The sequence below is a fragment of the Spirosoma spitsbergense DSM 19989 genome (assembly GCF_000374085.1).
Taxonomy (GTDB): Bacteria; Bacteroidota; Bacteroidia; order Cytophagales; family Spirosomataceae; genus Spirosoma; species Spirosoma spitsbergense.
Map to the genome: position 1 here is coordinate 33,958 of NZ_KB893576.1, position 13,422 is coordinate 47,379.

Consider the following 13,422-nt stretch of genomic DNA (forward strand, 5'->3'; position numbering starts at 1 on the left):
CATATAGATATTAGGTGGTCATTTATTGTCATTGGCGGTCATTGAGTTGGCATTAGTGGTCATTTTATTGGTTGTTTTGACATGATATGACCACGTCATGACAGCGAAGCGAATGATCATCAATGACTATTGATAGCGTTTAGTTGATAGGTCATCCGTACAAGGGTACCGGTCTGCCCGTTATTTTCCAGGTCGATGAGGTCAATGGAAAGCCGGGAAGCGTAATTTTTGTTGAACAGGTCCATGCGCTGCCGGGTAATATCCATGCCAAATGATTTACGCTGCGTGGCCGAACGACTCTTTAAATCAGCTGCCTGCCGACGCCCGATACCATTATCTTCAATCTCGAACCGAAGTGTTTGTTCGTCCTGCACCAACAGCCGAATCCAGAGCCGTTTGTTGGGCCGGTCACTCTGACGGAGTCCGTGCCAGATGGCGTTTTCAACGAAAGGCTGGAGCAGCAGGGGAGGCAGACGTACATCGTCCTGGTCGATGGCAGCATCGGCTTCAATCGTGTAGTGAAACTCGTCGCCAAAACGGGTTGCTTCCAGCGACAGATACAGGCGCAGGCCCATTAATTCTTCCGACAGCCGGACGGTTTCTTCATTGGAATGATTGAGCGTCAGTCGCAGCAGACGGGAGAAATCGGATAGATACCGGGTCGCCTTCTCTTCATCGCCCTTCAGCACAAAATATTCGATAGTATTCAGGCTGTTGAACAGGAAATGCGGGTTCATCTGACTGCGCAGGGCCAGCATCTCGACCTCGGCAATACGCTTTTCGTAGATCGTTCGCTGTTCAATTTCTTCGATATACGCCCGTTGTGTTTCTATCTTTTCCCGGTCAATGAGATGAATCCGGTAGGCCAGTGCCAGCGCAAAAACTACTATTTCGAGCAGGATGCCGAACGATAGCATGAGCAGGTTTTCGAGTTCGCTGATCAGAAATATACCGTCTGGCAGGACATTGCTCGCCCGTAGCGAGGCCATAATGCCAACTGTTATAAGCAGCGCATTGCCCAGCAGTACGTACCGGGTTAGGGGAGAGGGTACAGCCCGCGCGAGCCAGGCCAGTATGGCTATGTGCGCGGAGACGAACACTATGCGGCTCATCCAGAACCCAATTTGTTGCAGGCCTCCGTCATTGGTGAGCAGCAACAGAACCGCGTAGAGTAGGCTGTAGGCAATTGCTACGCGGGCACACCCCCGAATCCGTCGGGCGGCCAGGGGATGGCGTTGCCCGAGAGTCAGCAACGCCATCAGAAAGAATAGATAGGCGCTCCAGCCTGCCCAGATAACGGGTTCGAGCAGATGGGCCTGGAGCATAGGAGCGTAGCCGAGCCAGTGACCTACCGGCGTGTAGGAGCGGGCTTTCAGCAGGGCGTAGCTGCAACCCGCCAGCACGTATAAGGCGTAATAGCCATAGAGCGGCTGCGGATAACGGAGGTAGATGAACGCCACGAAAAACAGAAAAAACAACAGCGCCCCCTCTATCCACGACCGGTTTTGCAATTCGAGGGCGTTACGCTGCCGGTTGTGCAACAGCTGCTCGTTATAGTCTGTTGCCGTCTGAAAAGACAGACTCAGCGATGGACGGGGAAAAGAAGACCGGGTTATGGGCGGTAGTACACCACGGGCATTTGCCACCCGAATCCACAACTCTGCCACACGGCCATTGCCCAGCGTGATGGGCGCGTACTTTTCGTTTTCGGCCGTGGGCCAGTCTGGGGTAGATACGCTGCTGCCGAAGCGTTGCGAATGGGTATGCCCATCCAGCAACAGGTAGAGCGTTACAAGCTGATTATCCGCCGATGATAGGTAGGTTGTCTGTATCGTGTCGGTATCGTTTTTTAGGAAAATGTGTAGCCAGTAGGCCTGTCGGGCATCGGTCGTTTGCCCGTGCCGAAGAATAATCCGGCGGGTATCGCTCAGGGCTTTTTCATAGGTCGTTTCGCAGTCGGTACTGGTCACTGTGGCCCGTTCGTAGAGGGAGATACGACCGGACAACTGGCTAATCCTGACCGTATCGGCAGCGGGATTAGCCCGGACCAGCAGCGGCACCAGACCTGATAGTATAGCGAGTAACCAGCGCATCGGCTCTTTTTTATCAATACTACAAATTATTGCCAGGTACATCCGGATTGAATTAACCCAGATGCGGTTTGAGTATGCCGAATCGGATTTCAGGCCGAGAACCGTCTACATGCTTATTCACTCAAACCCACCGTTGACTCACCCGAATGACCGGTTAATTGGTTTGGTATTACCCGATTAACGACGATTTTTTAGATTTAGACTCGTTTAGTTTTCATCTAACCAGCCTGCTTGTGATACGTCATTCGTTGTTTTTTATAATCGGACTTTGCCCGTTAGCTACTGTTTCCCACGCGCAGGTTCAGGTCTACGATCCCAAACGAGCCGCCGAACGAAACGTCGAATACCGGGTAAACAACAAAGTTGACCAGGGTATTAACCGGGGACTCGATAAAGTTGAGGAAGGAATTGGCAATATCTTCAAAAAGAAAAATAAAAAAGCCCAGGACACAAAACCGGCTGATGATGCCTATACCGACCAGCAACCAGCCGACGGTAATGCAGGCTCCGTATCGGGCAGCAGTTCGGCCGGGTCAGCGGATAACGCTGCCAGACCGTCGGGCGCTAAAACCAATGAACCCGTTCCGCTGAAAGCCTATAGTAAATTCGATTTCGTGCCGGGCGATAAAATCGTTGCTGCCGAGGATTTTGAGCAGGATGCCGTGGGTGATTTTCCCGCCAAATGGAATACCAATGGCTCGGCTGAGGTAGTGACCATCGGAGGTAAACCCGGCAAGTGGCTCATGGTCCGGAAAACGGAAAGTACCTCGTTCATCCCCGATTTTGTGAAAGACCTGCCCGATAATTTTACGCTGGAATATGATTTGGTTTACAGCGGCTTCGATAAAGACTACGCCTACGCTCAGCGCCTTTACACAACGGTACACGAAACGAAGAAGAACGACGACCGCATTACGCACCAGGCCGCCGGGCGGGGGGCAACGTTCCTCATTAACGGGGGTATGGGTTCGGGTAACGCCGAGCTTCTCCAGACCAATGAAGAGGGTGGTTATACCGACCTGCGGGGCGAACGCGATATGGCTTTAGCTATCAACCCCGACAATAATGGTAAGGTATTTCACATGGCCCTGTGGCGGCAGAAACAACGGCTCCGGGTGTACGTTGACGAAGTGAAAGTGTTTGATTTGCCCCGCATTTTTCCGGCCGATGTAAAACTGAACGCGATGCGCTTTCATTCCGACATGTCGGAAGATCGCAACCAGTTTTTCATCTCGAACATCCGGCTGGCGGTGGGCGCCCCCGATACGCGTTCCAAACTCATGACAGAGGGTAAATTCAGCACAACGGGCATTCTGTTCGACGTTAATTCTGACAAAATCCGGCCCGAATCCTACGGTGTCCTGAAAGACATTGCCGGTACGCTGACCGAAAACGCCGGGGTTCGCGTACGCATCGTTGGTCATACCGATTCGGACGGCGACGACGCCAAAAACCTCGACCTCAGCAAACGCCGGGCGGCTTCGGTCAGGGCAGCCTTAGCCAGTGAGTTCGGCATCGACGCGGGCCGTCTGGAAACCGACGGTAAGGGGGAAACCCAGCCAGCTGCCCCCAATACCAGCCCCGAAGGTAAAGCCAACAACCGGCGCGTCGAATTTATAAAGTTGTAGAGACGCATACTTGCGTCAGCAAAACCCTCCATCGACATGAAAATATCTGTTCTCTTTTTCTCTGTTACCCTGCTGATGGCCTGTGGCGGCAAAACCGAAACGAACACTACCCAGGCCACTAATACTGCCGCCGTTGCAAACCTGTCGACCACCGAAAGCAGCAGCCCCGGAGCGGGCACGTGCCTGCTCACGTATCAGACGAAAATGGACGAAGCCCTGCCCCTGAATACTATCAAAAAATACTATACCGGCGATTTCTCCAAAGCTGAACTCGAATACCGGAAGTCGGAAAAATACGCAGAACACGATACCTACAAATACGAGTGGCCAACCGGTACGACTACCACCCGCGAGGTGATGGGCATGAAGGTGAACACGCCCGATGTTTACACGATTGGCCTGATGTGGATTGAGGAGGTCAGCGAAAAATACCATCCCGATGCAAAGGCTTATTTCAGGCAGATGTACCACACTCCGACCCCCGACGAACTGAAACGGGCAAAGGAGTACATGGACAAACAACTAGACAAAAAAATGGCTGAAAAGGGGCTGTCGGGTACAGCGCAAAAAGCGGGTAAAGCAACGGCCGGTACCCTGATGAACCGCAAAATTGAGTTCGACCCCGTAGCCGGGCTGGGTGATGCGGCTTCGTGGGACGTGCCTGCCAGTGAACTGCACGTACTGAAAGGGCGCACGATGTTTCGGGTAATGGCCAACGTTGGCCCCGATAAGGTGGCTAACCTCGATCTGGCCAAAAAACTAGCCGCCAGCGTACTGGCCAGGTGCCCGTAGGTGCCAAACCCTAAACACATGGCTGTTATGCGTTATCTGTTCTTTTTTCTTCTTTTCCTGACTGGCTCCATAGGCTGGGCACAGCAACTTACACCCGCGCAGCAGGCTGAACTCGATAAGGCGGGTCAGCAACTGAAAAATTATTCCGACCCGGTTTACATGGAACGGCTCCTGAACGAGCAGATTCAGGAGATGAAGAAAAACGGCGCGACACCGGACCAGATTCGTGAACTTGAAAAATCCAGAGATGAGACCATCCGGCAATTAAAAGATGACCTCGCCGAAGCGGCCCGCCAAAAAAATCAGCCCGCCAGTACGTCCGAAAAAGACAGCCTCAACCCCAGCGAAACCATGATGGCCGCGCTCAAAAAACGGATTGCTCAGCCGGATACCACGCCCGCATCGCTGATTTATGACGAGCAACCGGGGCACTATTCGGGTTTGCCCGCCCAGTTTCGATTTTATAGTGAGAGCAAACTTGCCGCCGACCAGTTTCCGGCTTTCATGCGCAAAAAATTTGGGGTCACCCTCCGCGAAACGGACCGCTATGACTTTGGGGGCCAGCAAACCATCCGCTATGAGCAACTGCACGCGGGCTATGTGGTTGGGTTAGCTCATTTTAGTATCGTTCTCGACAAAAACGGCCACGTAGCCCGCGCCAACGGCGATTTGTTCGAAATAAAGAACACCGCTCCCAGCCCGGATGCCCGAACGTTACCCGCTACGCTGTTGCCCAAGCTCCGCACTGCCACCAGTCAGCCCAGCCTGACGCTCGTAGCCAGCGATGCGGATGAATCTGCGTCGGTACCCTACGCCCGGGCGGAGCCTTTGGTCTGGATGTCTCCCGGTCTCGACCCGGCCAGTACCGCTATCGTACTCACGCAGCCCTTTGTGGTAGAGGGGGCGGGCAGCAGCAAACGCTGGTACCTCAACACCCGCACGGGAGTAGTCGTTGCGGTGGAATCCCTGACCCGGAACTGTCACGTAGCTCCCACCGGTCCGCTGCCGGCTACGGTGCCAACATTTCACCACGGTAAACAGCCCGTTTTTCTGACCCGACGGGTGGGACCGAAAGGGATTCCGGTATTTGCCCTGGCCGACAGTTCCGAAACCCCCACCATTGTCGTGGTGCAGCCTGGCATAGAGCCATTCGCTCCGATAGTTACGAAAGACTCGACGTTTGCCGATAACCAACTCCGGCTGCGGGGTGATTTCGACGTACTTTACGGCTTCCGAACAACCGCCCGTTACTTCAGGAAACTGGGGTTGAATAGTTACAATAATGCCGGTGCGTCGGTCCGTATCGAACCCTACAATGAACAAAATGCCGATTGGAGTTCCAGCCGAAAGCGATTTCGGTATGGCATCATCAGCCGCAAACCCGTTGCTACGCTTCAGATAGTGGCCCATGAGTTTACCCATGCCGTCAATACCTACGCCAACAAACTAATTTATCAGGGAGAGTCGGGGGCGCTCGATGAAGCCATTGCCGATATGTTTAGTATCATCATTGACCACCAGACGCTGAACGGTAACTGGCTCATTGGCGAAGAAATAAGCCCCGGTGGTTTCCGGAATCTGGCCAATCCTACGGCCAAAGGTGACCCCGACACATACAACGTTGCTCCCTGGAAACCAACCAGTGTAACCTTCGACGATGGCAACGTACACAGCAACTCCGGGGTGGGTAACCGCTGGTTCTATCTGCTCATAAAAGGCGGTAAAGGCCAGAACGGACTCAAGAAAAGCTACGACGTGAAAACTCCGATTGGCTACGACCGGGCTGCCCGGCTGCTACTACAGACGCTGCCCCGGCTGGGGCGCTCGGCCACCTACGACGATTTCTGTCGCGAAACGATTGCCACCGCCGAACAACTCTTCGGCGATTGCCACGACTTCACACAATCGGTCAAACAGGCATGGTATGCGGTGGGTGTACTGGCCGACCCGCCACCGCTCTGCAGACCCGGCTGGTCGATGGAGATGGTGCTGAAGTCCGGTAGCGAAAAGACCCGGTCTATGCTGTACGTTAAGGGAGACAGTATCGTGTGGGTTTACAAAGACCCGGAGAGTATCTCTAAAATATTTACGCGCCGGAATAGTGCTTACACCACTACCGTAGTGCAGAACGCCGACGGAGTAAACTCGGCTACCCTGCCCAAAGACTACTATGGCAGCTACCTGGCCCGGATGAACGATGAGCTGCTTCCAGCGCAGGAGGTGCTGATGGCTGAACAACTCCAGCAGGTACGGGCCGCTCTGGCCAGCCCCGCCACCAACCCCGAAGAGCGCGCCCAACTCAAACAGACCGAAGCGGCTATCCTGTACGGCCAACAGCAGATGAAGCAGGTGAAAGCCGACACGAAGGCTCAGGAGAAGGAAATGGCCGAAAGCAGTAAATCTATTTCCGAAGCCGCGTTCTGGCGTAATAAGGGCGGCAAGCGCCAGTTCGATAAAGACCACGTCAAGCAAACCACCCTGTATCAGGGCAAATACCTGACCCGGCAGTATGTGTTAAGCCCTGCCATGACCTGGTGGTCAACGACGGAAATTCCCCTGCGGCTGTCGGACGTATGCCAGATTATTCCAATGGCTGCGTTCATTCCTCAAAACTCCGCCATAAACTACCTCATGCGTGGGTTTCCCGTCAACTATCTGGATATGATACAGATGCAAAATATCAGCGAGAGCGTACCAAACAGTTTTGACAAGCTGTTTTCTGATGCTCCTGTGTTTCAGTAGTCGCCTGTTTCTCCGGTACCCGTTGCAAAATGTTTTGCCCCGGTCGGCTTGATATGTGTGGTCGCGATGGGGTCAGCGGGGGAGGGTTACGATAAACTCCGCCCCTTCGCCCTCCGTGCTGGCCATTTCCATGGTGCCTCCGTGGCCCTTTGTTACAATGTCGTAGCTGAGTGACAGGCCCAGTCCGGTACCTTCGCCGGTAGGTTTGGTGGTGAAGAATGGCTGAAATAGTTTGGCCTGCACCGCTGTGGGTATTCCTGTACCGTTATCCTTTACCCGGATGATCACCTGGTTTTCCTGCCGGGCGGTGCTGACCGTAACGACTGGCAGGAAGTGCCCCGGCTCTTTCCCTGCCCGCTCGGTTACGGCGTAGAAGGCGTTATTGAACAGGTTGAGCAAAACCCGACCTATTTCCTGAGAAACGACCTTGACCGACCCCATCTGTGGATCGAATGTAGTGATCAGTTCGCACTGGAAGGCAGGGTTCTTGGCCCGCAGGCCATGATAGGCCAGTTTCAGGTATTCGTCGGCCAGGGCGTTGATTGAGGTGGGCTGGCGCTCGCCGGACTGGCTATGCGAATGTTCGAGCATGGCTTTTACAATCCGGCTGGCCCGGATGCCGTGCTTGGCAATCTTCTCTATGTTTTTTGTGAGTTCATCCGATAGGCCCAGCGCATCGTCGGTGTGGCCCCCCCTAATCTCGTCTTTCAATTCCTCGATCAGTTCACCGCATACTTCTGAGAAGTTATTGACGAAGTTAAGCGGGTTCTGAATTTCGTGGGCAATACCGGCCGTCAACTCCCCCAGGCTAGCCAGTTTTTCCTGTTGAACCAGGCGTATCTGAGTGGCCTTCAAATGGCTTAGCGACGTTTGCAGAGCCTCCTTTTGCTGGTTCAGCTCCGTTGTCCGTGCCTGAACCCGTTGCTCCAGCAGGTTATTCTGTTCCAGTAGCAGTTGCCTTTGCTGTTCATGCAACAGTTGCAGTTCCTGGTTATACTGAATCTTCTTTCGCTGGGAGGTCACGAACGAAATCAGGAAGCCGGCAAACAGCAGTACCATGGCTGAAATGCCGATAATTACCCGGTACTCAATAGACAGGTCGAACAGGTACATACAGGGCTTTGGTTATGAACAGACACAGAATGATGTAGGCTACATTATGGACGCTCCACATGTGTTCAGCCAGCATGGAATTTTCCCGAAGCATGGGCACGTAGAACAGGAATATAAAAAAGTTTACCACCACATAGATACTTAGCCCGGTTACGATCCAGAATTCCTGATCGTCCTGCAGACTTTCCACATCCGTCCGGAGCTGTGACAGGTAAAAGAGCAGACAATAGATGAGCAGGCAATACGCTTCAATTGTAAACAGATTACCGCTCAATTGATTCTTATCCAGATAGTCTTCCAGAAAAAGGTAATTCACCGTGATCAGCAGTAGGTACAGCCAGGGTAAAAAACGCCTGAATAAGCGAAAATGGGATTGGTGCAGCCGGGCAAAGAAATACACAAAACACACCAGTCTGAATAAAGAGTGAACTGCATATAGGATAAGATTACTTTGTAGCCAGTTGGGTAAATACGCTTTAAAATCCCCGATAAAATCAATCGCCAGATTAAGCAACAATGCCCCGCACAGGTAGACGACGACCGGCTTGAAGTAAGCAGGCTGTTGGCGATGGAAGGAATAAGCAACCAGCGGTATTAGTAATGCCCATACTTCCGACCAATCAAGCAGTGACTGTACCATTGTGTTTGTAATAATTTATGGGTTGGATAAATGACTGCTATGGAAGGAAAAAACGGATGGCCACCGCTCTTATGGTAAACACCAATTTTATAGAAAGCGTATAGGGGATACCGTAAGGCAAGTCGTTTTGGTGAATGGTGGATAAGTACCGGCTTTTTTCGGGTAGTTGCCGTTATGAGATTACGTATGAATGCAGGAATAAGTGTTTGATTATTAGGGAGGTAATTTGTTCTGTAAAAATAAACGCTTACCTTTTGGTAACCTAATCCGGTCTACTCTAATCCTGTCCATGAAAAAACTCCATACTACCGCACATGTGTTTATTTGCGCACTAGTTTGCCTGCCTTTTTTGCTGACTTCCTGTCAGTCGAGCCAGACCAATACTGGAAGTAAAGATTCTACGACGATAACCTCAAACTTAAGTGGTACAGCAGGAAGTAACACAATTCCCACGATTTATCTAAGTTCATTGACGGTATCTTCTGGTGTATTTAAGGATAATAGAAATAAAAATTTCGTTTTTGAACACTTCTTTGGTGATACGGATATAACACTATATGGTTGGATACTTAAAAGCACAGGGGCGGGTCCCGGACAGTATAATGGCGAACCTGATGTGAAATTGACTCCTTTTGAACAAACAACACTGACCGTTGGGCCAAATTCGTACGTAGGTAACCAAGTACTTGGTAAGAATGATGAAAAAAATATGGTTGATTTCATCGCAGGTAGAAATGCGACTCTACACTTCAAGCCAACGCAGGATACCCCGGGGGGCAGAATCTATTACAAAATATTTATTCAGTTTTTACCGGTCAGCATAGTTGATACAGACCCAACCTATAGTACTAATCCGTCTCCTCCTCATCAGGGATTTGATTAATTGTGAGTAATATTTGAGACCTTATTTCTCCTTCTCCTGATGCCAATCCGGGGCTTGGTAATTGAATCGGACCGTCCCCACCGCATCAGAACTATGAAAATTATTGAATGAATTCTACCCCAATTCCATTCCATGAAGAATCTATTTGCCTCCATGAAGTTCCTTTTTCTAGGCCTGCTTGTATTATCGTTTACGGCGTATGGTCAAATTAAACAGACCACACCAGGTGTGATTGGTACGATTGCATTTAAATCAGGTGCGGCCGTTAGCCAAAAAATACCACTTATCTACCTGGATACCCTGCAGATAGGTGTCGATGTTCTTTTTAACCTACAGGATCCCCAAAAGAAACTTGATAAAGACATAAACTTTGTGTTCGAATTTTACGTAAAAGACGACGCGGTAACATTACACGGGTGGCGATTCAAACGAGCTTCCCGGAACGTGAACCAGTTTAGGAAATTTACGCCCGACAGTAGCGACGTTTTCCTGACGCCCATTGGCAAATCATCCGTAGCCATCGGTCCTGATACGTACGTGAACAACCAGGTCTTTTACGCGAAGGACATGAAGACCATGATTCAGGACATCGAGAAAGTAAGGGACAGAGGCCCCCAGTTGCTTTTCATTCCTACGAAAGACCCGGTTACGAAGAGAATCAGGTACAATGTACTAGTTGTCAGCTTCATATCAGCCTCGGGAGGAACGGGAACGATAATCGAAAATCTGACCGGTGCCACGTACCAAACCAACCCATCTCCACCGCATCAAAGCACTGATAATTGATTGTAGTTATTTACGGCCTATTTCTCCTTAACACGCTGAAAATCAAGGTTCTGAAAATTGAAACTGAAATCGGTGAGGGGCGAGATGGGCTTCATTTTTATGGCAACCGGTTTCATCGTATCATCGACCTGAAACGTAACGTAGGCATCGGCATCGAAGCTCCGGTTGTTCCATTTTACCACAAATTGGGGCGCCGAACCGGTGATGCCCTTGTAATAGAACAACTCGCCCGTTAGTTTGGGCGACCGCACCGACTGGAACGTAAAATGGCCATCTTTCTGACTCAGCACTACATCGCCAAACCAGCGGTCGCGGTAGGTACCTGCGTAGGTTGAGAAGTCAATTTTTGCCGTGTTGTTCTTTTGCTCGCTGGTGATATCGGCCCAGATATCCTTCGTGAGTTTATCCGCTTCATTCAGCCCTTTCTTCACCCGCTCGTCGTATTTGGCGACCCAATCCGATGCCGGAATACCCAGGTAACTGTCTTTTATGGTGTTGGTAATGGCACTGAAGGCCGCGCCCGACTGCTGATTGGTGAAGACGATAATGCCCAGTTTCAGTTCGGGGAACAACGTCACCTGGGTTACCATACCGGCCAGCCCGCCCGTGTGGGTCACCTGTTTATAGCCTTTTACGTCCGACAGAAACCAGCCTAGTCCGTAAGCGGCAAAGTGCGTGTTGTAGGGCGGGACTGGCGTGGGACCAACGGGGATGATGGTTTGCGGTGCCCACATTTCATTATGGACACTTTCGCTGAGCAGCTGCTTCCCGTCGCCGTATTTGCCGTTGTTCAACTGGGTGATGACCCATTTGCTCATGTCGGCCACGCTGGAATTAATTCCTCCTGCCGAATACCCAAACCGGAACATATCGCGGTCGATGACCTGCACCGTCCCATTGACCGGCGCGTGCGCGTCAATCACGTTGACCTTGTCGGCCAATCCAACGTAGGAACCCGCACTGCGATTCATGCCCAGCGGCTTCATGATGCGCTCTTCTACGAATACTTCCCAGGGCTTGCCGCTGACCCGCTCTACTACTTCGCCCGCCACCATGTACAGCAGGTTATCATAGTCGTACTTGGTCCGGAAACCCGATACCGATTTTAGGTAGCGCAGGTTATGGATGATGTCGTTGATGGTGAAATTACTGGAATCGGGCCAGAACATCAGGTCGCCCGCACCCAGGCCCAGACCGCTGCGGTGCGTGAGCAAATCCCGAATCGTAAATTCTTCGGTCACGTACCCATTATACATCCGAAATTCCGGAATGTAGTCGATCACCTTATCGTCCCAGGTCAGTTTTCCTTCATCCATCAACATCCCGATGGCGGCTGACGTGAAGGCTTTACTGTTGGATGCAATACCAAACGCGGTGTTTTCGTTTATCTTCTCCTTCGTTTTCAGCGAGCGAACCCCGTACCCTTTCGCGTGTACTACCTTACCGTCCTTTACAACCGCCACGGCAATCCCCGGCACCTCGAACGTCGTCAGTGTGCGTTGAACCAGCGCGTCAATCTGCGGGGATGTAATCACTTGGGCCGTAGTGACCTGTAAGCTTCCGGCAGTCAGGTAAATCAGCCAGAAAAGGAGGGGGATTTGGCGTTGTTTTTTCATGGGTAACCGTTTTGTGATTCTATAATGGCGGTTGGGCAAATGTGCCGCAAAGCGTTGTTCGCTATCGGAGGTAATGGGCAAAAAAAGTGTAAATTTGTATAAAGTCAATACTATAGGAGTTACGCAAATTCATGTATCCAGTTTCGTTGAGTCTCTCGATAGAGTTCGTCTCGTAGGCCGTAAACCGACCCAATGAGCCCATCCCGACTCATGGCCGCTAACTTTTGGAAGGCCCGTAAAACACTGTATAGATGAGTCGTAATGGCCGAGGTCAGCCGAACATAAAACCGCTCGGCCTGACAGACCTGTTTGATGCTACGAAATAAGTCCTCTACCTGCCAATGAGCCAGATGCACCTGCTCAAAACAAGCAACCGTGTACAGATGGGCCTGTGCATAAGCCCCATCTGGGTGATACAGTAGATAGTGTCGCGCGTTGCCGTCTTTGCCAACTCTCCGAAACACCGCTATAAAATCGAACCCTTTCAGGTGAGTGAACAAGCCGCTGGCTGGTATATCAGCCCGTCCGACTTGCTCATACTCACCTGGTTGACTGGACACCAGCCGGTTCTTCTCCAGACCCATCATGACCCCTATTTCTAAATTGCGCAGGAATTTGAGGTTGTCCAAACTACAGAACCAGCTATCAGCCGTCACCCAAGCCGGACGCAATCCCCACTGCCAGAGCTCCCGCATCATCTGCTGAAAGTAGTCATTCTTAGTTTTACCCTCTTCTTTTCGGTAGAGTCTGAAGTTAACCGGCACGCTATGACCCTTGTGGGTATAAATCAGTACCAGCAAATCAATACCCTGAACGGCTCGGTGATGCTTGCCGGACCAGAACTTGCCTACTAACTCGGTGGTACCTGCCTGGGTATAGGGTTTATCAAGTACACTATCGTCGGTTGAGAGAATACCACCCTGTAAGTCAAGACTATCCCGAACCGATTCAAACAAATCACGGCCTGTATATTCGGCGTTAATTAGAAATCGATTGACCTCATCATGAGACACTTGTAAGATTTGTCCCGCTTTGACGCAACTACTTCGAGACACGTTGCTCATTAGATAGGCTACATACTCATCAATTGCCATAACGCCTGATAAAATTTGATCCTTACTCTAACTTA

General features: G+C 51.3%; 10 protein-coding genes. 5 read left to right on the top strand and 5 right to left on the bottom strand.

What is annotated here, in order from left to right; translation table 11 throughout:
• Positions 1-119 precede the first annotated feature (119 nt).
• Complete coding sequence (locus B157_RS0125300; protein WP_041952275.1) at positions 120-2,093, bottom strand: histidine kinase; 1,974 nt, start codon at positions 2,091-2,093, stop codon at positions 120-122.
• A gap of 233 nt (positions 2,094-2,326) precedes the next feature.
• On the opposite strand from B157_RS0125300, the gene B157_RS0125305 reads away from it, so the two are divergent.
• Genes B157_RS0125305 through B157_RS0125315 form a run of 3 tightly spaced genes read left to right on the top strand, consistent with a single transcriptional unit; the run spans position 2,327 to position 7,255 of the window.
• Positions 2,327-3,721, top strand: coding sequence for an OmpA family protein (locus tag B157_RS0125305; RefSeq protein WP_041952276.1), 1,395 nt, complete (start codon positions 2,327-2,329; stop codon positions 3,719-3,721).
• A 36-nt stretch (positions 3,722-3,757) separates the two neighbouring features.
• Positions 3,758-4,513, top strand: coding sequence for a hypothetical protein (locus tag B157_RS0125310; protein WP_020606111.1), 756 nt, complete (start codon positions 3,758-3,760; stop codon positions 4,511-4,513).
• Between the two features lie 27 nt (positions 4,514-4,540).
• Positions 4,541-7,255 (top strand): M4 family metallopeptidase, encoded by a 2,715-nt coding sequence (locus B157_RS0125315; protein ID WP_020606112.1) that lies wholly within the window; start codon positions 4,541-4,543, stop codon positions 7,253-7,255.
• A 72-nt stretch (positions 7,256-7,327) separates the two neighbouring features.
• Here B157_RS0125315 and B157_RS0125320 read toward each other — a convergent pair whose 3' ends face one another.
• Positions 7,328-8,368: a sensor histidine kinase gene (locus tag B157_RS0125320; protein ID WP_020606113.1), complete on the bottom strand. Its 1,041-nt coding sequence runs from the start codon at positions 8,366-8,368 to the stop codon at positions 7,328-7,330.
• On the bottom strand, positions 8,343-9,008 hold the full coding sequence (locus tag B157_RS0125325) for a hypothetical protein (RefSeq protein WP_020606114.1): 666 nt from the start codon (positions 9,006-9,008) through the stop codon (positions 8,343-8,345). Before B157_RS0125325 ends, B157_RS0125320 begins: the two co-directional genes overlap by 26 nt.
• A gap of 289 nt (positions 9,009-9,297) precedes the next feature.
• Here B157_RS0125325 and B157_RS0125330 point away from each other — a divergent pair, with 289 nt between their 5' ends.
• Together B157_RS0125330 and B157_RS0125335 are read left to right on the top strand one after the other, a co-directional pair.
• A complete protein-coding gene (locus B157_RS0125330; RefSeq protein ID WP_157618587.1) occupies positions 9,298-9,891 on the top strand; it encodes a hypothetical protein in 594 nt (197 codons plus the stop codon).
• 132 nt (positions 9,892-10,023) lie between these two features.
• On the top strand, positions 10,024-10,677 hold the full coding sequence (locus tag B157_RS0125335; protein WP_020606116.1) for a hypothetical protein: 654 nt from the start codon (positions 10,024-10,026) through the stop codon (positions 10,675-10,677).
• A gap of 17 nt (positions 10,678-10,694) precedes the next feature.
• On the opposite strand, the gene B157_RS0125340 is transcribed toward B157_RS0125335, so the two are convergent.
• Positions 10,695-12,293 carry a serine hydrolase gene (locus tag B157_RS0125340; RefSeq protein ID WP_020606117.1) on the bottom strand — a complete coding sequence of 533 codons (1,599 nt, stop codon included), beginning with the start codon at positions 12,291-12,293 and terminating at the stop codon, positions 10,695-10,697.
• Between the two features lie 119 nt (positions 12,294-12,412).
• Positions 12,413-13,387, bottom strand: a complete 975-nt coding sequence (locus B157_RS0125345; protein ID WP_020605019.1) for an IS701 family transposase — start codon at positions 13,385-13,387, stop codon at positions 12,413-12,415.
• Positions 13,388-13,422 lie beyond the last annotated feature (35 nt).